We start from the raw sequence: 21,099 nt of genomic DNA, 5'->3' as shown, positions 1-21,099 counted from the left end.
GCCCTGTGCCGCGTCAGCTGCCGCGAAATACCTCAGAGCCACTCGGGGATGGTATCGCGGTTTATCATTTCGTCAAAGTCCGGGCGTCGGCGGATAACCGCGAATTGATCGCCGTGAACCAGAACTTCCGGGATCAGGGGGCGAGAGTTGTATTCGCTCGCCATCACCGCGCCATAGGCCCCGGCACTGCGAAACGCCACCAGATCATTGGCCGACAGGGGCGGCATCAGGCGAGCCTTTGCAAAGGTATCACCCGTTTCACAAACTGGCCCGACGATATCATAGGGGCGCGGCTCTAAACCGGGTTCTGGTTCGACAACCGGAACAATGTCGTGGTGCGCTTCGTACATCGCCGGGCGGATCAGGTCGTTCATTGCGCCATCCAGAATAAGGAAGTCACGCCCTTCCCCCTCTTTCACATAGATGACCTTTGACACCATCAGCCCGGCGTTGCCCGCAATCAGACGTCCCGGCTCGATCTCGATCTCGACGTTCAGATGCCCAAGCGTATCCTTGATGAGCTGACCATATTCGACAGGCAGAGGCGGTGCCTCGTTGGAGCGGGTGTAGGGAATGCCCAAACCACCGCCCAGATCAAGACGGCGGATATCATGGCCGTCAGCTCGCAGGGTCTCTGTCAGCTCAGCCACCTTCTGATAAGCAAGGCGGAATGGTTCCAGTTCAGTCAGCTGGGAGCCGATGTGCACGTCGATCCCGATAACATCCAGCCCCTTCAGCGTGGCGGCATGCGCATAGACCTCGCGCGCCTTGGCAATGGGGATGCCAAACTTGTTTTCGGATTTGCCCGTCGCGATCTTGGCATGGGTTTTGGCATCTACGTCCGGGTTGACCCGCACGGTGATCGGCGCAACCACCCCCAGATCAAGAGCGACCGCATTGATCACTTCCATCTCCGGTTCGCTTTCGACGTTGAACTGGCGAATACCACCGCTGAGCGCAGTGCGGATTTCCTCAGCGGTCTTGCCTACACCCGAAAATACGATCTTGTCACCGGGAACACCTGCGGCCTTGGCACGTAGATATTCCCCTTGGCTGACAACATCCATTCCCGCCCCGGCCTGCGCGAGGGTTTTGAGGATCGCCTGGTTTGACGCCGCTTTCATCGCGTAGCAAACAAGGTGGTCCATTCCCGCCAGCGCATCGTCAAATAGCTGGAAATGCCGCAACAACGTTGCAGTGGAATAGACGTAGAAAGGGGTGCCAACGGCAGCCGCAATCTCGGCCACCGGAACGTCCTCGGCGAAAAGCGCGCCGTCGCGGTAGAGAAAATGATCCATGCGTTCGCACCTAAGGCAAAAGCCCCCCGAGGATCAATGAATTTGCGCAGCCTCGGGGGTCGCAACTTCAGAAGGTTGTCGAAACACCGACACGCACCTCGCCTGACACGGATATCCCGCTTTTCTGAGCGGGCGGCTGTTCTGGCGGGGTTTCTGCCTGTCGGACCGGTTCACAAGCAGCCAGCCCTACAAATGTCACCAGCAGGCAAATCACTTTCTTCATGTCGCGTTCCTAAAAAAGAAAAAGCGCCCGCGGATGCGTGCGCTTTTAGGATGGCGTTCGAGCCTCCCGGTTTCAAGAAGGCCAGCCGAGGTTTTGCCGTTCGGGTCAAAGACCGAGCGAAACGCTCAGTGGCCCTTTGCTGAGCCCGACAGACCCGCCAGCATGAACGCCGCTGCTGGAAACACCAATGCCCGCATTCAGGCTGGGACGTACCGGTTCGCCGTCCACACCGCAGGCGGCAACTACAAGGGTCAATCCAAGGGCGAACAGAATGCGGGTCATGTTGTCATCTCCTGAAAAGGCTCAGCCCAGCAGCTCGGTCCAGCGGGCCACCTGTGCACGCACCTGCGCGGGCGCGGTGCCGCCATAAGACATCCGCGAGTTTACCGAATTTTCGACACCCAGCACAGAGAAGATATCCTCGGTGATGCCTGCGTGAACGCCCTGCATGTCTTCGAGGCTGAGATCCGGCAGGTCGCAACCGCGGCTTTCGGCCATGGCCACCAGCGTGCCAGTGACGTGGTGGGCGTCGCGGAACGGCACCTTCAGAACCCGCACCAGCCAGTCGGCCAGATCGGTGGCGGTGGAGAAGCCGGAGCCCGCAGCAGCGGCCAGCGCCTCGCGGTTGCCGGTCATGTCCTTGACCATGCCCTCCATTGCCGCCAGCGCCAGCATCCAGTTGTCGGCAGCGTCAAAGACCTGTTCCTTGTCTTCCTGCATGTCCTTGGAATAGGCGAGTGGCAGGCCCTTCATCACCATCATCAGCGCGGTATTGGCACCATAGATCCGGCCCACTTTGGCACGGATCAGCTCTGCGGCGTCCGGGTTCTTCTTCTGCGGCATGATCGACGAGCCGGTAGAGAAGCGGTCGGACAGTGTCACGAAACGGAACTGAGCAGAGGACCAGATCACTAGCTCTTCGGCAAAGCGGGAAAGGTGCACGGCACAAATCGAGGCGGTGCTGAGGAACTCCAACGCGAAGTCACGGTCAGACACTGCATCCAGCGAGTTGGCGGCAGGGCGGTCAAAGCCCAGCGCCTTAGCCGTCATCTCACGGTCGATCGGGAAGGAGGTGCCGGCCAGCGCCGCAGCGCCCAGCGGCGATTCGTTCATCCGCGCGCGGGCGTCACGCACGCGGCTGAGATCACGGCCAAACATTTCCACATAGGCCATCATGTGGTGGCCCCAGGTCACCGGCTGCGCGGTCTGAAGGTGGGTAAAGCCCGGCATCACCCAGTCTGCCCCCGCCTCTGCCTGTGCCAGCAGGGCACGGATCAGTGCCAAAAGGCCACTTTCCGCTGCATCAAACTGATCGCGGACCCAGAGTTTGAAATCTGTCGCCACTTGGTCATTGCGCGACCGGCCCGTGTGCAGGCGGCCCGCAGGTTCACCGATGATCTCTTTCAGGCGGGCCTCGACGTTCATGTGAATGTCTTCGAGGGCCGTCGAAAATTCGAAAGTCCCGCCCTCGATCTCTGACAAAACGGTGAGCAGACCTTCACGAATGGCCTCGGCGTCACTATCCGTAATGACACCGGTCGCGGCGAGCATCGCCGCATGAGCCCGAGAGCCAGCAATATCCTGCGCTGCCATGCGCTGGTCGAACCCGATAGAGGCATTGATCGCCTCCATGATCGCGTCCGGTCCGGCGGCAAAGCGGCCGCCCCACATCTGGTTCGAGGTCTTGTCTGTCATGGCCCAACCCTGGAGATACTATGCGTCTGTTTCGTCAGCTTACCCTTTATATGGCCCTTGCCCTCGGTGCAAATGCCGCCTTTGCCGCGGACACAGCGGCCTTGTCCGAGCTCCGCGAAGGCGACATGCGCCGCCTGATCCTGCATTCCGAAGCCAAACCAACCTCTACCAACAGCTTTGAGCTGGAAGACGGCAAGGGCAGCGCATCGCTTGCCGATTACGAAGGGAAAATCGTTCTGTTGAACTTCTGGGCGACCTGGTGTGCCCCGTGCCGCAAGGAAATGCCGATGCTTTCCGAACTGCAAAGCGAATTCGGCGGAGATGACTTTGAGGTTCTGACCCTGGCCACTGGACGGAATTCCCCCGGCGGCATCCAGAAGTTCTTTGATGACACCGGCATCACAAACCTGCCCCGCCATCAGGATCCAAAGGGCGCGCTGGCCAAGGAAATGGCCGTGTTCGGCCTACCGATGACGATGATTTTGGATCGCGATGGCAATGAAATCGGCCGTCTGCGTGGCGACGCGGAATGGAACTCCGACAGTGCCAAGGCGATCCTGCAGGCCCTGATCGACGCCAAGTAAGACATAGCTGCCCGACCATGATTGCAGGCTGCGGCGCCACGCGTCGCGGCCTTTTCTTTTGCCACTCTGTTGACCCTACGCCACCTTTGACAGCGGGTGGTCGCACTCTTCACACTCACAACAGGGAGGAGCGCCATGCCGCTGGAGATACTGGTGACGATGGTCGTATGCGGCGTCGTTGCCATCGCCATCATCTTGCACATGTCCGGACGATCCGCGGTTGTCCCGCTGACCGAGGACAGCGCGACCCGCGCGTGGCTGCGCCATTCGCCTGACAGTGCCGTGCAATCTGCACGACCTGCAGCAACCGGACACGCTGCCCTGATCACGACAGAGCAGGGTATGGGAATCGTCTGGTGCTTTGGCGCAGACACAATTGCCCGACCCCTAGATACTGCCAAGATTGAACCCCACCCCAAGGGGCTTTGCCTGCGGTTTGCGGATTTCTCCACACCCTCCGTAACCGTTATCCTCAGCAGCGAAGAACGCGCTGTCTGGAAGGATGCCATCACCGCTGCGCCCTCCCCCACCGCCCTTTCGCAAAAGACAGGTTGAGCCAATGTCAGACACGCTGAATTATCCCGATGTCACACAATGGGCCGTGCCGTTTTTCATCGCAGCTATTCTGGCAGAGTTTCTTTGGATCGCCATCAAGGGGCGCGGTGGCCGCTATGAAACCCGCGATGCTGTCACCTCTTTGATCATGGGGGCAGGCAGCGTCGCATCGGGTCTGGCGCTTGGCGTGATCGCGTGGGGCTTTTTCATGATCCTCTGGCAGATCACACCACTGGATCTGGGCACATCGGTTTGGGTGATCCTGCTATGCTTTGTCCTTGATGACTTGCGGTACTACTGGGTGCATCGCCTGGGTCACCGGGTCCGCTGGGTCTGGGCCAGTCACGTCAACCACCATTCAAGCCAGCACTACAATCTGACCACCGCCCTCCGACAGACCTGGACCGGCACATTCTCCTTTATCATGATCGTCCGTGCGCCGCTGATCCTGCTGGGGTTTCATCCGGCAATGGTGCTGTTCGTGGGCGGCATCAATCTGGTCTATCAATTCTGGATTCACACCGAAGCCATCGGCAAAATGCCGCGTTGGTTTGAGGGGGTGATGAACACGCCAAGCCATCATCGCGTTCATCACGGGCGCAACCCCAGATATCTGGACTGCAATTATGCCGGTGTCTTTATCATCTGGGATCGGCTGTTTGGCACCTTTGTCCCAGAGCAGGCGCATGATCGCCCGGATTATGGGCTGGTGCACAACATTGGCACGTTCAATCCCATCAGGGTCGCATTTCATGAATGGGTCAGTATTTTCAAAGACATGACCCAGCCGGGCCTCTCTCTGAAGCAGCGGTTTCTATATGCGGTTGCCCCACCCGGTTACAGCCATGATGGCAGCCGGGACGATTCGGCCACCATCCGGGCCAAGCATCTTAAACGCCACCCGGAGGATCAGGGCACGGCAGGGTTTGACCGACGCTGATCAGGGCGATCAGACCTGCCTGCAACGCCTGCTGGATTGGCCAGTTCGACAGGCATGGCCCGGACCACAAAGAGCGCCAAGTGAATTTGGCTAAAATTGTAACCTTAATCCCTGAGCAACCCTTTTGCGCGAGAGTGCTGGCCTAAGCCATAGTAACCCCATCACCCCAGCGCCAAGGGACACCGCAGTGAAGAAAAAGCACAAGGTCATGGCCGATATGCCAGAGGGGGGAGAGAACCCTCTGTCCTCTGCCGTTGTTACGCGAGATCGCTCCACGCTCGACATGGTGGGCGAGGCGATCAAACACGACCAGACCATGCTGGCCTACCAACCCGTCATGCAGGCTGTCGGATCTCAGTCCGTCGCCTTCTACGAGGGGTACATCCGGGTGCTGGATGCCACTGGTCGCGTGATCCCCGCACGGGAATTCATGCCGCATGTCGAAGAGACCGAGCTGGGGCGTGAACTGGATTGTCTGGCGTTGGAACACGGGCTGAAGGCGCTGTCCCGCAGCCCCGGCATCCGCCTCTCCATCAATATGTCCGCTCGCTCCATCGGCTATCGTCGTTGGATGCAGGTCCTGGAACGTCACCTCAAACGGGACGCAACCTTGGGGGAACGGCTGGTTCTGGAGATCACTGAAGCCTCGGCCATGGCCGCGCCGGAACTGGTGATCGACTTTATGGATCGGATGCAAAAGCACGGGATTGCCTTTGCGCTCGACAACTTTGGTGCCGCGGCAACAGCGATCAGCAAATTCCGCAATTTCTTTTTTGATGCCGTCAAGATCGATGGGCAATTCGTCCGCAATGTCCACACCAGCTATGACAACCAAGCGGTGGTTCGCGCCCTTGTTGGCATAGCCAAGCAGTTTGACATGCTGGTCGTCGCCGAATCGGTCGAGACCCCGGCAGATGCGGAGTTTCTAATTTCGATCGGGGTTGATTGCCTTCAGGGGTATCTGTTTGGCGCCCCGTCGGTGAATCCGCCGTGGTTGGAAGAACTACGCGAACGCAGCCGCGCCTGACGCGGCCAACCCCTACCCCACCAAGGACTTTCCAACCCTATCCTACCGTCGATTCCGTCCAGCCCACCGCGCCGTTCGGGGGCGGATGACCTGTACGCAGCTGACGCAATTGCGATGCCAACTGCCGTGAAACTGACCAAAGGAGAGTTGACAGACGCTCTGCCTTCGGGACACGTTGCGTGTGCTGCAACTGCAGCAAAGTTTAGCGCCTTTTTCAAAAAGGCAGGGGGATCCGGACTGCTGCAGCTGCAAAGCGCTGCGCCCTCGTGCCCCCGGAGGAAGACTGACAGAGGATCCAAGAAGATGACCAATGTTGTAATTGCATCCGCCGCGCGCACCGCCGTCGGCAGTTTTGGCGGCTCATTCGCCAAAACCCCCGCCCACGATCTGGGCACCGCCGTGCTGGAAGCCGTGGTCGCACGCGCAGGCGTCGACAAAAGCGAGGTGTCTGAGACCATCATGGGTCAGGTTCTGACCGCGGCCCAGGGCCAGAACCCTGCGCGTCAGGCCCATATCAACGCGGGCTTCCCGCAAGAGGCCTCTGCCTGGGGCATCAATCAGGTGTGCGGTTCGGGTCTGCGCGCTGTCGCACTCGGTGCCCAGCACATCCAACTTGGCGACGCCTCTATCGTCTGTGCTGGCGGTCAGGAAAACATGACCCTGTCCCCCCATGCCGCCAATTTGCGGGCCGGTCACAAGATGGGTGACATGAGCTACATCGACACCATGATCCGCGACGGTTTGTGGGATGCGTTCAACGGCTACCACATGGGCCAGACGGCTGAAAATGTTGCCAACAAATGGCAGATCAGCCGCGATATGCAGGACGAATTCGCCGTCGCCAGCCAGAACAAGGCCGAAGCCGCCCAAAAGGCTGGCCGCTTTGCGGATGAAATCACCCCCTTTACCGTCAAAACCCGCAAAGGCGACATCATCGTCGATCAGGATGAATACATCCGTCACGGTGCAACCATCGAGGCGATGCAGAAACTGCGCCCCGCGTTCACCAAGGATGGCTCTGTCACCGCAGCCAATGCCTCTGGCTTGAACGACGGCGCGGCCGCCACCCTTTTGATGAGCGCAGACGAAGCCGAACGCCGCGGTATTGAGCCACTGGCGCGCATTGCCTCTTATGCGACAGCAGGTCTGGACCCGTCGATCATGGGCGTCGGCCCGATCTACGCGTCGCGCAAAGCGCTCGACAAGGCAGGTTGGTCCGTTGGTGATCTGGATCTGGTGGAAGCCAACGAAGCCTTTGCCGCGCAGGCCTGTGCCGTGAACAAGGACATGGGCTGGGATCCGGCCATCGTGAACGTCAACGGTGGCGCAATCGCCATCGGCCACCCCATCGGCGCCTCTGGCTGCCGCGTTCTGAACACGCTTCTGTTCGAGATGAAGCGCCGGGGCGCCAAGAAAGGCCTCGCCACGCTTTGCATCGGTGGCGGCATGGGCGTCGCCATGTGCGTGGAGCGCCCGTAAGGCGCGGCACTGTCGGAATACCAAAGGGCGCCTTCGTGGCGCCCTTTTCTTTGATGCGCCCCAGTTTCACGATGACGTCACGCGAAGAGGCGATGCATAGTAGATGGGCATAGAGTCGCAGGTGCAATCAAATATCGAATTTCACCGCGCAATATAATTGTGCATTTGACGTCAAAATAGTAGCAAGATTACCAAGGTAATTACGGAGGACTACCCACATGGCACGTATCGCACTCGTCACCGGCGGCTCCCGCGGCATCGGCGCAGCAATTTCTCAGGCGCTGAAGGCCGAAGGTTATACCGTGGCGGCGACCTATGCCGGCAATGACGAAGCCGCAGCGAAATTCACCGAAGAAACCGGCATCAAAACCTACAAGTGGAACGTCGCCAGCTATGAGGAAAGCAAGGCCGGCATCGAACAAGTCGAGGCCGATCTCGGCCCGATCGACATTGTGGTTGCCAATGCAGGCATCACCCGCGACGCACCGTTCCACAAAATGACACCAGAGCAATGGCAGCAGGTGATCGACACCAACCTGACCGGCGTATTCAACACCGTTCACCCGGTCTGGCCCGGCATGCGCGAACGCGGTTTTGGCCGCATCGTCGTTATCAGCTCCATCAACGGCCAAAAGGGTCAGTTTGCCCAGGTGAACTATGCGGCAACCAAGGCGGGCGATCTCGGCATCGTTAAGTCGCTGGCTCAGGAAGGCGCCGCCAAGGGCATCACTGCCAATGCGATCTGCCCCGGCTATATAGCTACTGAAATGGTGATGGCTGTCCCCGAAAAAGTTCGGGACTCGATCATCGGTCAGATCCCGGCCGGCCGTCTTGGCGAACCTGAAGAAATCGCCCGCTGCGTGGCATTCCTTGTGTCGGATGACGCGCAGTTCATCAACGGTTCGACCATTTCGGCCAATGGTGGCCAATTCTTCGTCTGATCGCGACAACCCCCGAAAACGGCAAGGGCCGACCCGGCGGGTCGGCCCTTTTCCAATCCCGTAAGGACATGCGCGCTATGCCCAGCGGGAAATTCCAGTCTGCAGAACACCCGCACGGCGGGGGGCAAACAACCTGGCCCAGAACGCCCGCATCGCGCGGCCGCGCTCTTCATGTGCGCGTTCCATGGCCTGTTTCACGGCAGCAGTGGCTGTATATTCCATTTCTTCGGCCTCCATTCAGATCAACATCATTAACTTGACCTCAATATGATCCCCTACACACAGGCTGACAAACGAGACTTTTCAGAAGGTCAGTTAAGTATTACTTATGTGATATGTCTGATCGTCTTCCCCCTCTCACCGCCCTTCGCGCTTTTGAAGCAGCGGCCCGCCACATGTCCTTTGCCCGTGCGGCAGAGGAGCTGAATGTCACCCCTGCCGCCCTTTCGTTTCAGATCAAATCTCTGGAGGAACACCTCGGCACCCCTGTTTTTCGTCGGCTGAACCGGGCAGTCGAGCTGACAGAGGCAGGGCAGGTTCTGGCCCCCGGCACTTCAGATGCCTTTCAGGCGCTCAGCACAGCCTGGCGCGCAGCATTGCGGCTTCAGGACGAAGGCGCGCTGACCGTGACCGCGGGGCCTGCCTTTACCGCCAAATGGCTGGCGCCACGGTTTTATGAATTTGCCCGCGCCCACCCAGAAATCGACCTTCGGTTCTCCGCCAGCCTGCGACGCGTTGACTTGGCCCGGGATGAGGTGGATGTTGCGATCCGCTTTGGATATGGCCCCTATCCGGATGTCTACTCGATGCGCCTGCCAGAGGAGTGGGTCATGCCGGTCATGACACCGGACATGGCACGCCAGTATGGCACCATCGAGGCATTGAAGAGCGCGCCGTTCATCCATGACGATTCGCTCAATTTCATGAATCCGCGACTGGATTGGCCCGCGTGGTTCCGCGCCGTCGGAGAGAGTTTTGAGCCCGCGCATGGCGCGCGCTTTTCAAACGCGGATCATGCGGTTGATGCAGCCCTCGCAGGGGCCGGCGTTGTTCTTGGCCGAAGGGCCCTGGTGGTCAAGGATCTGGCAGAGGGGCGCCTGGTTGCACCGTTCAAAACAGCCTTGACGGGCAAGGCGCATTTCAGCTTTCTCTGCCAGAAGGGGTCAGAAAACCGCCCGCAAATCGTGGCATTCCGCGACTGGATCCTGGCCGAAATCGAAAAGACTGCCGCCGTTTCCGAGGGGTTGAACATCGTGCCTGTGGTGACCGAAGAATGACCCGCCAACGCGCAACAGCCATCGGCTTTATCGCCGTCCTCCTTTGGGCGCTGCTTGCAGTGTTGACTGTTGGGACCGCCCCGGTTCCGCCACTGTTGCTCAATGCCATGTGCTTTACCCTTGGCGGCGGGCTTGGTCTGATCTGGTGCTGGCGAAGCGGTGGGTTGAGCCAGCTGAAATATGTCCCGTGGCGTGTCTATGCCTTTGGCAGCATCGGGTTGTTTGGTTATCACGCGCTCTATTTCTCCGCGCTCCGCCTTGCGCCCGCAGCCGAAGCCGGTCTCATTGCGTACCTCTGGCCACTGCTGATCGTATTGTTTTCAGGACTACTGCCTGGAGAGACGCTGCGGGCGGGGCATCTATTGGGAGCAGCTCTCGGCTTTGCTGGCGCGGCGACGATCATCACCGGAGGCGGCGCGAGCTTCGATCCTGCCGCTCTGCCCGGTTATGGGCTTGCACTGCTTTGCGCGCTAACCTGGTCAGGATACTCGGTTCTGGCTCGCAGGCTTGGCTCTGCACCAACCAGCACGGTTGCCGTATTCTGCGTTGTGACCGCCCTGGCCTCATGGATCATGCACTTCGCGCTTGAGGAAACACTGTGGCCGCAGGGCGCACTCGGATGGGGCTCGACCCTGGCGCTCGGACTGGGGCCTGTTGGCCTGGCATTTTACGTCTGGGACATCGGCGTCAAACAAGGCGACATTCAAATGCTCGGAACCAGCTCATATGCTGCGCCCTTGTTGTCGACTCTGGTGTTGGTTCTGGTTGGCATTGCCAGCCCCTCATGGACGCTCGCGATTGCCGCCTGCCTCATTACCGGCGGTGCGCTCCTCGCCGCTCGGGCCAGTGCGGCCAAACCTGCCTGACCCTGCTATCTGTCCCATGCAAAAGGGCCATCAGCCGCGCTGATGACCCTTCACCTATCCTTCGTCTGTTTTCAGGGTGCACAGCCTTGCGGATCAGCCACCCCGACAGATTGTCAAAGCCCGCGCCTTAGGACGCTGTGAGACGCTCGATCTCTTCCTTCAGCTTCAACTTCTGCTTTTTCATTGATGCGATTTCCAATCGATCCGTCGAGGGCGATCGTTGGGCGTCTTCGACTACCATGCTCAGGTGCTCGTGTTTTTTCTTGAGTTCGGTCAGATGCGAGCTGAGGCTCATGTCATTCCTCCTTGTGAGCGTGTTGCGTACGGAACGAGTGGATCACAAGAAAATTGCGCTGTCACGCTGCAGGCGCATATATTTTGTCGCAAAACCGTCAAATAGGCGTGTCCTCGCCGATCTGCCCTGAAATCACATCCATACAGAGGGGCGCGCTCGTCGCATCACTTCGGCCAAGGCAGCGCGGCCCCCTCTCTCAGAACAGCCCGGATTTCAGGAACATAGCTTTCACGATCATCGGTGTGCCGGGCCCCTTCGTGCAGGACAAGCGGCGCATGCAAGCGAAAGTTGGCCCGCCCGCCTTTGCGCGCCCGCAAAAGCACCAGCTCCGCACCACGGCCAACCCGCGGGGAAAGCGGCAGCACCTCGACTGACCCCAATCGACCCAGACAGGCTGCAAGCATTTCCGGCAGGCGATCGGCCCTCTGGATCATATGCAGATAGCCCTTGTGCCCCAGCCGTCGGGCCGCAGCATCGAACCACAACTCAAGCGGGGTATCGCCACCCAAAGCAATCTGCCGACCCGCATCCTGAGCCGGACTATGCGCGCCTGCCCGATAATAGGGCGGATTGGCAATCACGTGATCGAACTGCTGGTGTCGCAAATCAACGGGCAACGCGGACAGGTCGCCCTCAAACACTGACAGATCTGCTGCATTCAGCGCGGCATTGCGTCGCGCCAGATCGGCGTAGTTGGCCTGCAGCTCCAGACCGCTGAGCGCCAACCCCGGCACCCGCGCCGCGAGGCACAGCAGCGCCTGCCCGCCCCCGCAGCCCAGTTCCAACACCCGCATACCCGACCGCGCAGGCACAGCCGCCGCCAACAACACCGGATCAACCCCGGCACGGTATCCCTGGCGCGGCTGCAATAGGCGAACCCGCCCGCCGAGGAAGTCGTCCTGGCTCAGCTCTTCAGCAGAAAATCCGGCCATCACCGCAATGGGATTTCATTATCACGCATCACGCGCTCAGCCTGTGCATGATCTTCCTCCCGCACCATCAATCTTCGCGGGAAAATACCGATACCACCTTCAAGGATGCTCATATTTACGTCCATTTGAAAGCAGTCTATATCCTCTCCCTCAAGAAGGGCGGTGGCAAAGGCCATGATGGTTGGGTCGGTGCTGCGCAAAAGTTCCTTCATAGGGATGGATCTAAGGGCAAGGCCCGCGCCTTGTCGAGCCTTGCAAGCGGGAAAACGATGAATCAAATCCTGACGCAAAAGCCGCACGATATGCTGGCCGCGACACTCAGCGAAGAAATGGCAGCGGTTAACACGCTGATCCGGACGCGCATGGCGTCAAAACACGCGCCTCGCATTCCCGAGGTGACAGCCCATCTGGTCGAGGCCGGCGGCAAACGCCTGCGCCCGATGCTGACCCTCGCCGCTGCCCGCCTGTGTGGCTACAGCGGCGACAACCACGTCAAGCTGGCGGCAACGGTGGAGTTCATCCACACCGCGACCCTGCTTCATGATGACGTGGTAGACGAAAGCGGCCAACGACGTGGCCGTCCGACCGCAAACCTGCTGTGGGACAACAAAAGCTCGGTTCTGGTGGGTGACTATCTGTTCGCCCGCAGTTTTCAGTTGATGGTCGAAACCGGTTCTTTGCGGGTTCTGGACATTCTGGCGAACGCCTCCGCCACCATTGCGGAAGGTGAAGTGCTGCAAATGACAGCCGCAAGTGACCTCGCCACGGATGAAGACATCTACCTGCAAGTTGTCCGCGGGAAGACCGCAGCGCTGTTTTCCGCCGCAACCCAGGCAGGTGGCGTCATCGCCGAGGCCAGCGAAGCCGAAGTTGATGCGCTTTATGCTTACGGGGATGCGCTCGGGATTGCGTTTCAGATCGCGGACGATCTTCTCGACTATCAAGGCGACAGCTCTGCAACCGGCAAAAACGTTGGTGACGATTTCCGCGAGCGCAAGCTGACGCTGCCGGTCATCAAGGCAGTTGCACAGGCCACAGCCGAAGAACGCGCTTTTTGGGTTCGCACCATCGAAAAGGGACGGCAAGACGAGGGTGATCTGGATCACGCGCTGGCACTGATGGACAAATACGACACGCTTGGCGCAACTCGCCGTGATGCAATGGCTTGGGTGGCCAACGCGCAGGATGCGCTGACTGCGCTGCCAGAGGATCCCATCCGTCAGATGCTGCATGATCTGGCCGACTATGTGGTGGCTCGGCTCGCCTGACCCAGTCCCTGTGACAGGCACAGAAATCAAAAAAGCCAGCGCATCTGCGCTGGCTTTTTCATTTGAAACTGTGGTCGCTCAGCGCAGCAACCGGCCTGCCCGCGCCCACCATTCGGGATGATCAGCAAGCACGGCAGCACGTGCCGCATTTGCCGTTGCATCGTCGGCATAGAGACCATAGCAGGTCGCCCCCGAACCCGACATTGCGTGAAACAGTGCAGGCGTTGCAGCCAACGTCGCCAGCGCCTCGCCGATTATCGGCTCCAGGGCGACGGCGGGACCTTGAAGATCATTGCGTTGTGCACGCAACCAATCAGCCAGCGCCTCTGCGGTTTGCCAAACTGGCAGCACATCTGCCATCGCAGGATTGTGACGGTTCTCCATCGCCCGAAAAATCGCAGGCGTCGCGACAGACACACCGGGATTGACCAGTACAATCGCGCAATCAGGCAAGGGCGGTAGCGCGTGCAACTCTTCCCCGATCCCCCGCATCCGCTGTGTTCGCGGTGTCATGCAAACCGGCAGGTCCGCCCCAAGCGAAAGCACATCTGCGGTTTCCGGCAGCGGCAGATCCCACACCTCACACAAAGCCCGAAGGGTTGCCGCCGCATCGGAGGACCCCCCGCCAATGCCCGAAGCCGGCGGCAGGTGTTTTTCCAACGTCAGCGCCGCACCCCGGCCAGCAGCAAGCAGTTCAGCGGCCTTCATCATCAGGTTGCTGCCGTCCGTCGGCACCCCTGCCGCCATCGGGCCAGCCACCTGCAGGCTCAGCCCATCAGCGGGAGAGGCAGAAATCCAGTCTCCGATGTCAGCAAAGCCAACCAGCGAATCCAGCAGATGATATCCATCTGCACGCTGGCCGGTGACATGAAGGGTTAGATTGATCTTGGCGGGGGCAAAGGCCTCAACCGTCATTCGCAACCTTCAGCGGCTCGGCGCCTTCTTCCAGGAGAACCGCATCCAGACCGATCTCAAGCTTTCTGCGAATGCGTTCGGGGTCGGCCTCGCCGTCTGTATCTTCAGGGTCGATAAAGGAAAGCGCGCGTTTCCACTGGAATTCCGCTTCGCGGGCCCGCCCGACAGCCCAGTAGACATCGCCCAGATGGTCATTCACCACCGGATCCACCGGCATCAGTTCAACCGCGGTTTCCATATGCCCCACCGCATCCTCGTACCGGCCAAGGCGGTAAAGCACCCAACCGAGGCTATCAACGATGTAGCCTGCATCTGGACGGGCGTCGACGGCCCGCTCGATCATCGAGAGCGCCTCATCCAGCTTGATCTGCTTTTCCACCAGAGAGTAACCAAGATAGTTCAGCACCTGCGGCTGGTCTGGACGGATTGCAAGAGCTGCGCGGAAATCGGCCTCTGCCTGGTCCCAATTCTTGAGCCGCTCATGACAGATGCCACGGGCATAAAGCAGGAACCAGCGGCCATCCTGTGCCTCGTCAATCAGGCCAAGGGCTGTGTCATAGGCCTTCACCGCACCGGCATAGTCCTCTTGCTGGCGCAGCAGATCGCCAAGGTTGGTGTAAACCGGTGCCTCATTGGGGAAGTCGCGGGCAAGTTGCTGAAGCACTTCTGCGGCGGCATCCGGCTTCGCTGCACGGCGCAGCGCCTCTGCCCGGCCCAGTTCAGCGGCGTGATAGTCCGGGTGGCCACGGGGCACCATCTTGTAGAGATCAATCGACAAGGCATAGCGGCCCAGCTTGTCGAACAGTTCAGCCGCCAAAAGGATCGCATCAACGTGATCTTCGCGCAGTGCAGCCGCAACACGGGCATACATCAGCACGTAGTCGTCAGCCATCTCCCCATTCAGCGCAGCCCCCATGGTAAAGAAAACCTCTGCGATACCGTCGCGAGGTGTGGCAGCCAGGGTGAAGGGCAGCGTCTCTCCCGCGTGCAGACGGTCCGACAGAGCCGTCAAACCAGGGTCCAGCTGCCCGTCAAAAGCATCCGCCATGACCTGCAGCGCCTGCTCGTTTCGGCCAAGCTGAGACAGGATTTCCAGTCGCGCGATGACAGCCCGGCGGGAGGTATTGGTCAATTGACCATCGTCAGCTGCAAACAGCGCCTCAGCGCCTTCGTAATCCCCGACAGAGGCAAGCGCCAAGGCACGGTGATATCGGGCAAAGAGGCCAAGACCGTCTTTCTTGCCCAGTTCATCAAACTGTGCGAGCGCCGCGCTGACGGACCCAGCCCCAAGATGCGCCCACCCCAAAATCAGGCCATCGACCAAACCGTTGATCTCGTATTGCGCGCCTTTGCGGTCGATGATGGCCTGAAAATCCTCTTTCAGGACTGTATCGGCGGCCATCACGATATTGGCGACCTGGCTGCGGGCGCCCAATTCCCACAGGCGCGCGGCAACGGGCGCAGCACCTGCAACATCACCAAGAGCCAGTCGGGCAAATACCACGTGCTCCATCAGCAACGGATTTTGCGGATCCCTGACCAAAGCCCGGTTGTAGTAATCTGCCGATGCCTCGAAATCACTGTCGAGCGTTGCCGCCCGTGCGGCCAGATATGACCCCGCAAGACCATCCGCCTGCGCGATGGATGGCAGGGGCAAAGCGGCCGCAAGCGCGGCGGCACAGGTCAGGCTGCGAAGAACTGGGACGGGCACGCGGGGCCTCCTTCTTGGTGACTGGTCAATTTCTGCCTCGGCCCAAAGCGTAGAACGCCACCCCCTGACACGCAATGGGGCAGCCCGAAGGCTGCCCCCATATTACCGGCAATTCCTTGCCGAAACCATTCGCGCGGCGATCACATGTTCGGGTAGTTTGGCCCGTCACCACCTTGGGGCGTCGTCCAGGTGATGTTCTGCGACGGATCCTTGATGTCGCAGGTCTTGCAGTGAACGCAGTTCTGGAAGTTGACCACAAACTCTGGTTTGCCGTCTTTTTCGACCACTTCATACACACCCGCCGGGCAATAGCGCTGCGCCGGTTCCGCGTATTTCGGCAGGTTCACCTGAATCGGTGTATCCTGATTGCCAAGGCGCAGGTGGCAGGGCTGGCTTTCCTCGTGGTTGGTGGCCGCAAATGCCACGTTGGTCAGGCGGTCAAAGGACAGGACGCCATCGGGCTTGGGGTAGTCGATCGGTTTGTGCTGATCTGCAGGCTCGGTCGCCTCAGCATCGTTCTTGCCGTGACCAATCGTTCCGAACAGGGAAAAACCAAATGTGTTGGTCCACATATCCAGACCACCCAGCATCAGGGACGCAGTCAGCCCCCACTTGGACCACATCGGTTTGACATTGCGCACCTTCTTGAGGTCCGCGCCAATCGCACCGTCACGCACGCTGACTTCGTAGGCGGCCAGCTCGTCGCCCGAACGCTCTGCCTTGATGGCGTCATAGGCCGCTTCGGCGGCGGCTTTGCCGGACAGCATGGCGTTATGGTTGCCCTTGATGCGCGGCACGTTGACCATACCCGCAGAACACCCCAGAAGCGCGACGCCTGGCGCCACCAGCTTGGGCATGGACTGATAACCGCCTTCGGTGATCGCACGGGCACCATAAGCGACGCGTTTGCCACCCTTCAGCAGCTCTGCCACCATCGGGTGATGCTTGAAGCGCTGGAACTCCATGTAGGGATAGAGATGCGGGTTCTTGTAGTTCAGGTGAACCACAAAGCCGACATAAACCTGATTGTTGTCCAGGTGGTAGATGAACGAGCCACCGCCAGCATTGGAGCCAAGCGGCCAGCCCATGGTGTGGGTAACAGACCCCTCTTTGTGCTTGGCTGGATCGATCTCCCAGATCTCTTTCATGCCAACGCCGTATTTCTGCGGCTCCTTGCCATCAGACAGGCCGTATTTGGCGATCACTTCCTTGGACAGCGAACCGCGCACCCCCTCGGAGAGGAACACGTATTTGCCATGCAGCTCCATCCCCGGCTCGGTGTTGGGACCGTAGGAGCCATCAGCCTCCAAGCCGAAGACACCGGCAACCACGCCTTTGACTTCACCGTTGTCGCCGTAAACCAGCTCGGAACAGGCCATGCCCGGGAAGATCTCGACACCCAGCTCTTCTGCCTGCTCTGCCATCCAACGGCAGACATTGCCCATGGAGACAATATAGTTGCCGTGGTTGTTCATCAGCGGTGGCATGGGGAAGTTCGGGATGCGGATCTGACCCGCTTCACCCAGCATGTAGAAATTGTCGTCCTTGACCGGCACGTTCAGCGGTGCGCCTTTTTCCTTCCAGTCAGGGATCAGCGCATCCAGACCACATGGGTCGAGCACTGCGCCTGACAGGATGTGCGCGCCCACTTCGGACCCTTTTTCCAGCACCACAACCTGCAGGTCGCTGTCCAGTTGCTTCAGTCGGATCGCAGCAGACAGACCAGCCGGGCCTGCCCCAACGATCACAACGTCGTATTCCATTGCTTCGCGTTCAATCTCGGCCATAGAAGGCTCCTTAGGCTGTGGCTCAGGACCAACCCATGCGGGCTGTGCGTCCTTGGCGTAATTTTCTTTCGCGGTTGCTTAGCGGGTGGCAGAGGTTCTGGTCAATCCAAACTCTACGTTACGGTGATCTAGAAACCTCAATTGCGACAAATGGTGCGTCAAATATCGTCATTTGGCGTTCTGTTCCCGTCTTTGGTCAAATCCGACGGCCGATCCCCCATCAAATAGCGTGGCCCCTGCCCGTTTTGGGCTGCCGCATCGTCGGGATTGTACAACTTGCAATTGGGCAGAGACAGGCAACCGCATCCGATGCAGCCATCAAGATTGTCCCGCAGACGCTCCAGCGTCTCGATTCGGGCATTCAGATGATCGCGAAACTGCGCAGACAGGCGTGCCCAATCGGCCTTTGTCGGTGTCCGCCCACCCGGCAGACTTTTGAGAAAACCGTGGATCTCTGGCAGCGAGAAGCCAAACTTTTGCGCAACCATGACAAAGCTCAGCCGCCGCAGGTCGGCACGATGGAACCTCCGCTGTCCACCTGCATTGCGCCAGGGCTCAACCAGTCCCTGTGCCTCGTAGTAGCGAATTGCCGACACTGCGAGCCCGGTTCGCTCTGCCAGATAGCCGATCGACACACCTGCTGATTTCGCCATGACAGCCTCCCGCTCTATTAAAGATCTGTAATATAACGTCTATTCCCTATTCACTTGACGCTCAAGAAAATGCTTGATCTCAAGTTAGGTTGAGAAATTAGCCTACAGGCAATCGATCCAAACTGACAAGCATCGGAGCCTGATATGACTGTACGTCTTGAACACGCAAACATCACTGTGACCTCGCCAAAAGCCACCGCAGCCTGGATGCAGGATGTGTTCGGCTGGACCATCCGCTGGCAGGGGGAGGCAATCAACGGCGGCTACAGCCTGCACGTGGGCGAAGCCGACAGCTACCTGGCCCTCTACTGCCCGCCAGAGCCACTGGCAAAGGCCCCAACCAGCTATGGTGTAAACGGTGGGCTCAATCACATTGCCGTTGTGGTGGATGATCTGGATGCGGTCGAGACACGTGTGCGCGCGGCCGGTTTCACCCCCGGTGAGCATCACGATTATGAGCCGGGTCGCCGGTTCTATTTCCGCGACCGCGACAACATCGAATTTGAGGTGGTGGAATATGATGCTTGATCTTCTCTGGCACAGCAGTCGCCCCCGCCGCGTTCTGCCCTTTCGCATCGAACAGACCCAGTCCGACACGCATCTGCAGTCCAACAGCCATATCAAGGCGCTTCGCGTCCGGCAGCCGATTGCAATATCGCTTGGCAAGATGTTTGCCACGCTACGTCGGTTTGATCCGCGACCACGGGTGTCGCGCCACGGCTGGACGGGCCGCAGACCCGTCCCACCGCATGGCTAGGCCCACGACACCCAGCCCACACCAACGGTCAGGGCGGCAGGTTTTCGCCCTGCCACAACCACGGCTGACACCATGCCCGACAGCTGGGGGCAGACCGTAAGTCGGTGCAGAAATGAGGCGATTTCCGCCGGCCTGAGCGAAAACGCTGTGGACAGTGCCTCTGGCCCCCTTGCAATCGACCGCCAGATTAGGTCAGGTATTTGGGACACAACCGGTTTGTCCTGCTGCCGTCACGGCGGTGGGACAACCGGTTTTCCTATAGACGCGAACCGCCAGGGATGCTGGCAAAACCTGACACGCTATTCTGGACACAGACATGGAAAAGATCCCGATGACCCCCACGGGTCACGCCGCCCTTGAAGCAGAGCTGAAAAACCTGAAGTCGGTGGAACGCCCCGCCATCATCCAGGCCATCGCCGAAGCCCGAGAGCTGGGCGATTTGTCCGAGAACGCTGAATACCATTCTGCGCGCGAAAAGCAGTCCTTCATCGAAGGCCGCATCAAGGAGCTGGAAGGCATCCTGTCGCTCGCAGATGTCATCAACCCGGCAAAACTGAGCGGATCGATCAAATTCGGCGCCAAGGTGACTGTGGTTGACGAAGATACCGACGAAGAAAAAACCTGGCAGATTGTTGGCGAGCATGAAGCCAACATCGAAGCCGGTCTTCTCAACATCAAATCCCCTATCGCCCGCGCCCTGATCGGCAAGGAAGAAGGCGACAGCGTCGAGGTCCGCACCCCGGGCGGGGAACGTTCTTACGAGATCCTGACGATCGTCTACGCCTAAGGCGTCTACACCCGTTGATGCCCGACACCAGCATCGGGCATCAGCACATTTCATCTGGCCCGTTTCCGAGCAACCGTTATGACCCGTTCCAACGCCACCTCTGCACCGCCGCCAACCAGTGCTCTTGAGAGCCCACCGGATCGGCCGGTTATCGGCGGGATCGAGGCGGCTGCCATCGGCATCAGCGCGATCTGGTTCCTGGTGGTTGTTGCGATCTACGTGCTTGGCGGCGATAGCCAGACGCCTGCGCAGGAACCGGCCAGCTGGTCGGATCATGTGCTTCTGGCCTCTGCCATCCTGCTGCCCGCCTTGCTGATCTGGGTCGGCGCTGTGGCGCTACGCTCATCTCAGGTGATGCGCGATGAATCCCAGCGCCTGCATGCCGCAATCGACGGGATGCGAAAAACCTATATCACCCACGCCCAGCAAGCGGCCTCTGTCGCCGAACCTTCTGTCACCCAAAAGCTGGAGGAAATCGCTGCCGCGACCCGCAAGACGGAAACCGCGCTCGCCACATTCCAAACCAGCCGACGCGACCGTCCGATCCCGGGCATGGCGATGCGCCCCAACGACAGCAGCGAAGCAACCGATCAGGGGCTGTTGGCGCTCGGCACCACGGCAGAGGATATAGCGGCCCCGCTGCCCTCTGCCCAGCTGATCCGCGCTCTGAACTTCCCTGAAACAGCCGAGGACGAAGAGGGCTTTGCAGCCCTGCGCCTCGCACTTCAGGACCGAAAGGCCGCACAGGTCATCCAAGCGGCACAGGATGTTCTGACCCTGCTCAGCCAAGACGGCATCTATATGGATGATCTGCGTCCTGACATGGCTCGCCCGGAAATCTGGCGCCAGTTTGCCCAAGGCACCCGTGGACGCGCCGTGGCGGCTCTTGGCGGCGTGCGTGATCGCAGCTCTCTGGCGCTGACCAATGCGCGCATGAAACAGGATCCGATTTTCCGCGATGCCGCGCATCATTTCCTGCGACGGTTTGACCAGATGCTTGCCAATTTCGAGGAAGAGGCAACAGATGCCGACATCTCGGCTTTGGGCGAAACACGTACAGCACGTGCGTTCATGCTTCTGGGCCGGGTTGCCGGAACCTTTGACTAGCC

Annotated in this window: 24 protein-coding genes; 13 read left to right on the top strand and 11 right to left on the bottom strand. The window is 59.7% G+C overall.

Going from position 1 to position 21,099, the window contains the following annotated elements:
- Positions 1–32: 32 nt before the first annotated feature.
- The 3 genes from lysA to argH all read right to left on the bottom strand — a co-directional run bounded on the left by lysA (position 33) and on the right by argH (position 3,216).
- The gene (gene lysA, locus KUV39_RS04995) at positions 33–1,298 is read right to left on the bottom strand and encodes a diaminopimelate decarboxylase (protein WP_008560076.1); all 1,266 of its coding nucleotides are present in this window, start codon (positions 1,296–1,298) and stop codon (positions 33–35) included.
- 328 nt (positions 1,299–1,626) lie between these two features.
- Positions 1,627–1,803 carry a hypothetical protein gene (locus KUV39_RS04990; RefSeq protein WP_008562380.1) on the bottom strand — a complete coding sequence of 59 codons (177 nt, stop codon included), beginning with the start codon at positions 1,801–1,803 and terminating at the stop codon, positions 1,627–1,629.
- A gap of 21 nt (positions 1,804–1,824) precedes the next feature.
- A complete protein-coding gene (argH, locus tag KUV39_RS04985; RefSeq protein WP_008561779.1) occupies positions 1,825–3,216 on the bottom strand; it encodes an argininosuccinate lyase in 1,392 nt (463 codons plus the stop codon).
- Positions 3,217–3,236: 20 nt separating this feature from the next.
- On the opposite strand from argH, the gene KUV39_RS04980 reads away from it, so the two are divergent.
- The 6 genes from KUV39_RS04980 (at position 3,237) to phbB (ending at position 8,742) form a co-directional block, all read left to right on the top strand.
- Entirely contained in the window at positions 3,237–3,800 is a 564-nt protein-coding gene (locus KUV39_RS04980; RefSeq protein ID WP_222459119.1) for a TlpA disulfide reductase family protein, read from the top strand.
- Positions 3,801–3,935: 135 nt separating this feature from the next.
- Positions 3,936–4,355 (top strand): hypothetical protein, encoded by a 420-nt coding sequence (locus KUV39_RS04975; RefSeq protein ID WP_222459118.1) that lies wholly within the window; start codon positions 3,936–3,938, stop codon positions 4,353–4,355.
- Between the two features lie 4 nt (positions 4,356–4,359).
- The gene (locus KUV39_RS04970; protein ID WP_222459117.1) at positions 4,360–5,295 is read left to right on the top strand and encodes a sterol desaturase family protein; all 936 of its coding nucleotides are present in this window, start codon (positions 4,360–4,362) and stop codon (positions 5,293–5,295) included.
- Positions 5,296–5,482: 187 nt separating this feature from the next.
- A complete protein-coding gene (locus KUV39_RS04965) occupies positions 5,483–6,322 on the top strand; it encodes an EAL domain-containing protein (RefSeq protein ID WP_046210582.1) in 840 nt (279 codons plus the stop codon).
- Between the two features lie 303 nt (positions 6,323–6,625).
- Positions 6,626–7,801, top strand: a complete 1,176-nt coding sequence (locus tag KUV39_RS04960) for an acetyl-CoA C-acetyltransferase (RefSeq protein ID WP_046210581.1) — start codon at positions 6,626–6,628, stop codon at positions 7,799–7,801.
- Positions 7,802–8,019: 218 nt separating this feature from the next.
- Entirely contained in the window at positions 8,020–8,742 is a 723-nt protein-coding gene (gene phbB / locus KUV39_RS04955) for an acetoacetyl-CoA reductase (RefSeq protein WP_008560328.1), read from the top strand.
- Between the two features lie 75 nt (positions 8,743–8,817).
- Here the strand turns inward: phbB and KUV39_RS04950 are convergent, their stop codons facing one another.
- Positions 8,818–8,964, bottom strand: a complete 147-nt coding sequence (locus KUV39_RS04950; protein ID WP_168578440.1) for a hypothetical protein — start codon at positions 8,962–8,964, stop codon at positions 8,818–8,820.
- A 113-nt stretch (positions 8,965–9,077) separates the two neighbouring features.
- On the opposite strand from KUV39_RS04950, the gene KUV39_RS04945 reads away from it, so the two are divergent.
- Positions 9,078–10,019 carry a transcriptional regulator GcvA gene (locus KUV39_RS04945; protein ID WP_037302572.1) on the top strand — a complete coding sequence of 314 codons (942 nt, stop codon included), beginning with the start codon at positions 9,078–9,080 and terminating at the stop codon, positions 10,017–10,019.
- Positions 10,016–10,885 carry an aromatic amino acid exporter YddG gene (gene yddG, locus KUV39_RS04940; protein ID WP_222459116.1) on the top strand — a complete coding sequence of 290 codons (870 nt, stop codon included), beginning with the start codon at positions 10,016–10,018 and terminating at the stop codon, positions 10,883–10,885. The genes KUV39_RS04945 and yddG overlap by 4 nt, the downstream gene beginning before the upstream one ends.
- Positions 10,886–11,012: 127 nt before the next feature.
- Here yddG and KUV39_RS04935 read toward each other — a convergent pair whose 3' ends face one another.
- From KUV39_RS04935 to KUV39_RS04925, 3 genes are all read right to left on the bottom strand, one after another.
- Positions 11,013–11,180, bottom strand: a complete 168-nt coding sequence (locus KUV39_RS04935; RefSeq protein WP_008561393.1) for a YdcH family protein — start codon at positions 11,178–11,180, stop codon at positions 11,013–11,015.
- A 164-nt stretch (positions 11,181–11,344) separates the two neighbouring features.
- The gene (locus tag KUV39_RS04930) at positions 11,345–12,112 is read right to left on the bottom strand and encodes a tRNA1(Val) (adenine(37)-N6)-methyltransferase (protein WP_222459115.1); all 768 of its coding nucleotides are present in this window, start codon (positions 12,110–12,112) and stop codon (positions 11,345–11,347) included.
- A complete protein-coding gene (locus KUV39_RS04925; RefSeq protein ID WP_082095530.1) occupies positions 12,112–12,324 on the bottom strand; it encodes a putative signal transducing protein in 213 nt (70 codons plus the stop codon). Before KUV39_RS04925 ends, KUV39_RS04930 begins: the two co-directional genes overlap by 1 nt.
- Before the next feature lie 57 nt (positions 12,325–12,381).
- On the opposite strand from KUV39_RS04925, the gene KUV39_RS04920 reads away from it, so the two are divergent.
- Entirely contained in the window at positions 12,382–13,380 is a 999-nt protein-coding gene (locus tag KUV39_RS04920; protein ID WP_222459114.1) for a polyprenyl synthetase family protein, read from the top strand.
- A 78-nt stretch (positions 13,381–13,458) separates the two neighbouring features.
- Here the strand turns inward: KUV39_RS04920 and KUV39_RS04915 are convergent, their stop codons facing one another.
- The 4 genes from KUV39_RS04915 to soxR all read right to left on the bottom strand — a co-directional run bounded on the left by KUV39_RS04915 (position 13,459) and on the right by soxR (position 18,446).
- On the bottom strand, positions 13,459–14,295 hold the full coding sequence (locus KUV39_RS04915; RefSeq protein ID WP_222459113.1) for a 4-(cytidine 5'-diphospho)-2-C-methyl-D-erythritol kinase: 837 nt from the start codon (positions 14,293–14,295) through the stop codon (positions 13,459–13,461).
- Positions 14,285–16,006, bottom strand: a complete 1,722-nt coding sequence (locus KUV39_RS04910; RefSeq protein ID WP_050687190.1) for a tetratricopeptide repeat protein — start codon at positions 16,004–16,006, stop codon at positions 14,285–14,287. The genes KUV39_RS04915 and KUV39_RS04910 overlap by 11 nt, the downstream gene beginning before the upstream one ends.
- Before the next feature lie 140 nt (positions 16,007–16,146).
- Positions 16,147–17,793: an electron transfer flavoprotein-ubiquinone oxidoreductase gene (locus KUV39_RS04905; RefSeq protein ID WP_046210577.1), complete on the bottom strand. Its 1,647-nt coding sequence runs from the start codon at positions 17,791–17,793 to the stop codon at positions 16,147–16,149.
- Positions 17,794–17,951: 158 nt separating this feature from the next.
- On the bottom strand, positions 17,952–18,446 hold the full coding sequence (gene soxR, locus KUV39_RS04900; protein ID WP_046210576.1) for a redox-sensitive transcriptional activator SoxR: 495 nt from the start codon (positions 18,444–18,446) through the stop codon (positions 17,952–17,954).
- A 144-nt stretch (positions 18,447–18,590) separates the two neighbouring features.
- Here soxR and KUV39_RS04895 point away from each other — a divergent pair, with 144 nt between their 5' ends.
- The 4 genes from KUV39_RS04895 (at position 18,591) to KUV39_RS04880 (ending at position 21,097) form a co-directional block, all read left to right on the top strand.
- On the top strand, positions 18,591–18,974 hold the full coding sequence (locus KUV39_RS04895; RefSeq protein ID WP_008559832.1) for a VOC family protein: 384 nt from the start codon (positions 18,591–18,593) through the stop codon (positions 18,972–18,974).
- Positions 18,964–19,203 carry a hypothetical protein gene (locus KUV39_RS04890; protein WP_222459112.1) on the top strand — a complete coding sequence of 80 codons (240 nt, stop codon included), beginning with the start codon at positions 18,964–18,966 and terminating at the stop codon, positions 19,201–19,203. The genes KUV39_RS04895 and KUV39_RS04890 overlap by 11 nt, the downstream gene beginning before the upstream one ends.
- Before the next feature lie 316 nt (positions 19,204–19,519).
- Positions 19,520–19,990: a transcription elongation factor GreA gene (gene greA / locus KUV39_RS04885; protein ID WP_008561504.1), complete on the top strand. Its 471-nt coding sequence runs from the start codon at positions 19,520–19,522 to the stop codon at positions 19,988–19,990.
- A gap of 78 nt (positions 19,991–20,068) precedes the next feature.
- Positions 20,069–21,097 (top strand): hypothetical protein, encoded by a 1,029-nt coding sequence (locus tag KUV39_RS04880; protein ID WP_008559860.1) that lies wholly within the window; start codon positions 20,069–20,071, stop codon positions 21,095–21,097.
- Positions 21,098–21,099 lie beyond the last annotated feature (2 nt).

Source organism: Phaeobacter italicus, from assembly GCF_019801785.1.
Classification (GTDB): Bacteria; Pseudomonadota; Alphaproteobacteria; order Rhodobacterales; family Rhodobacteraceae; genus Phaeobacter; species Phaeobacter italicus.
The sequence above is the reverse complement of the archived record's forward strand: the minus strand, read 5'-3'. Positions and strand labels throughout refer to the sequence as shown.

Coding starts and splice junctions, on each gene's coding strand:
- lysA (WP_008560076.1), bottom strand. CDS start 1,298: ATGGATCATTTTCTCTACCGCGACGGCGCGCTTTTCGCCGAGGACGTT.
- KUV39_RS04990 (WP_008562380.1), bottom strand. CDS start 1,803: ATGACCCGCATTCTGTTCGCCCTTGGATTGACCCTTGTAGTTGCCGCC.
- argH (WP_008561779.1), bottom strand. CDS start 3,216: ATGACAGACAAGACCTCGAACCAGATGTGGGGCGGCCGCTTTGCCGCC.
- KUV39_RS04980 (WP_222459119.1), top strand. CDS start 3,237: ATGCGTCTGTTTCGTCAGCTTACCCTTTATATGGCCCTTGCCCTCGGT.
- KUV39_RS04975 (WP_222459118.1), top strand. CDS start 3,936: ATGCCGCTGGAGATACTGGTGACGATGGTCGTATGCGGCGTCGTTGCC.
- KUV39_RS04970 (WP_222459117.1), top strand. CDS start 4,360: ATGTCAGACACGCTGAATTATCCCGATGTCACACAATGGGCCGTGCCG.
- KUV39_RS04960 (WP_046210581.1), top strand. CDS start 6,626: ATGACCAATGTTGTAATTGCATCCGCCGCGCGCACCGCCGTCGGCAGT.
- phbB (WP_008560328.1), top strand. CDS start 8,020: ATGGCACGTATCGCACTCGTCACCGGCGGCTCCCGCGGCATCGGCGCA.
- KUV39_RS04950 (WP_168578440.1), bottom strand. CDS start 8,964: ATGGAATATACAGCCACTGCTGCCGTGAAACAGGCCATGGAACGCGCA.
- KUV39_RS04945 (WP_037302572.1), top strand. CDS start 9,078: ATGTCTGATCGTCTTCCCCCTCTCACCGCCCTTCGCGCTTTTGAAGCA.
- yddG (WP_222459116.1), top strand. CDS start 10,016: ATGACCCGCCAACGCGCAACAGCCATCGGCTTTATCGCCGTCCTCCTT.
- KUV39_RS04935 (WP_008561393.1), bottom strand. CDS start 11,180: ATGAGCCTCAGCTCGCATCTGACCGAACTCAAGAAAAAACACGAGCAC.
- KUV39_RS04930 (WP_222459115.1), bottom strand. CDS start 12,112: ATGGCCGGATTTTCTGCTGAAGAGCTGAGCCAGGACGACTTCCTCGGC.
- KUV39_RS04925 (WP_082095530.1), bottom strand. CDS start 12,324: ATGAAGGAACTTTTGCGCAGCACCGACCCAACCATCATGGCCTTTGCC.
- KUV39_RS04920 (WP_222459114.1), top strand. CDS start 12,382: ATGAATCAAATCCTGACGCAAAAGCCGCACGATATGCTGGCCGCGACA.
- KUV39_RS04915 (WP_222459113.1), bottom strand. CDS start 14,295: ATGACGGTTGAGGCCTTTGCCCCCGCCAAGATCAATCTAACCCTTCAT.
- KUV39_RS04905 (WP_046210577.1), bottom strand. CDS start 17,793: ATGGCCGAGATTGAACGCGAAGCAATGGAATACGACGTTGTGATCGTT.
- soxR (WP_046210576.1), bottom strand. CDS start 18,446: ATGGCGAAATCAGCAGGTGTGTCGATCGGCTATCTGGCAGAGCGAACC.
- KUV39_RS04895 (WP_008559832.1), top strand. CDS start 18,591: ATGACTGTACGTCTTGAACACGCAAACATCACTGTGACCTCGCCAAAA.
- KUV39_RS04890 (WP_222459112.1), top strand. CDS start 18,964: ATGATGCTTGATCTTCTCTGGCACAGCAGTCGCCCCCGCCGCGTTCTG.
- greA (WP_008561504.1), top strand. CDS start 19,520: ATGGAAAAGATCCCGATGACCCCCACGGGTCACGCCGCCCTTGAAGCA.
- KUV39_RS04880 (WP_008559860.1), top strand. CDS start 20,069: ATGACCCGTTCCAACGCCACCTCTGCACCGCCGCCAACCAGTGCTCTT.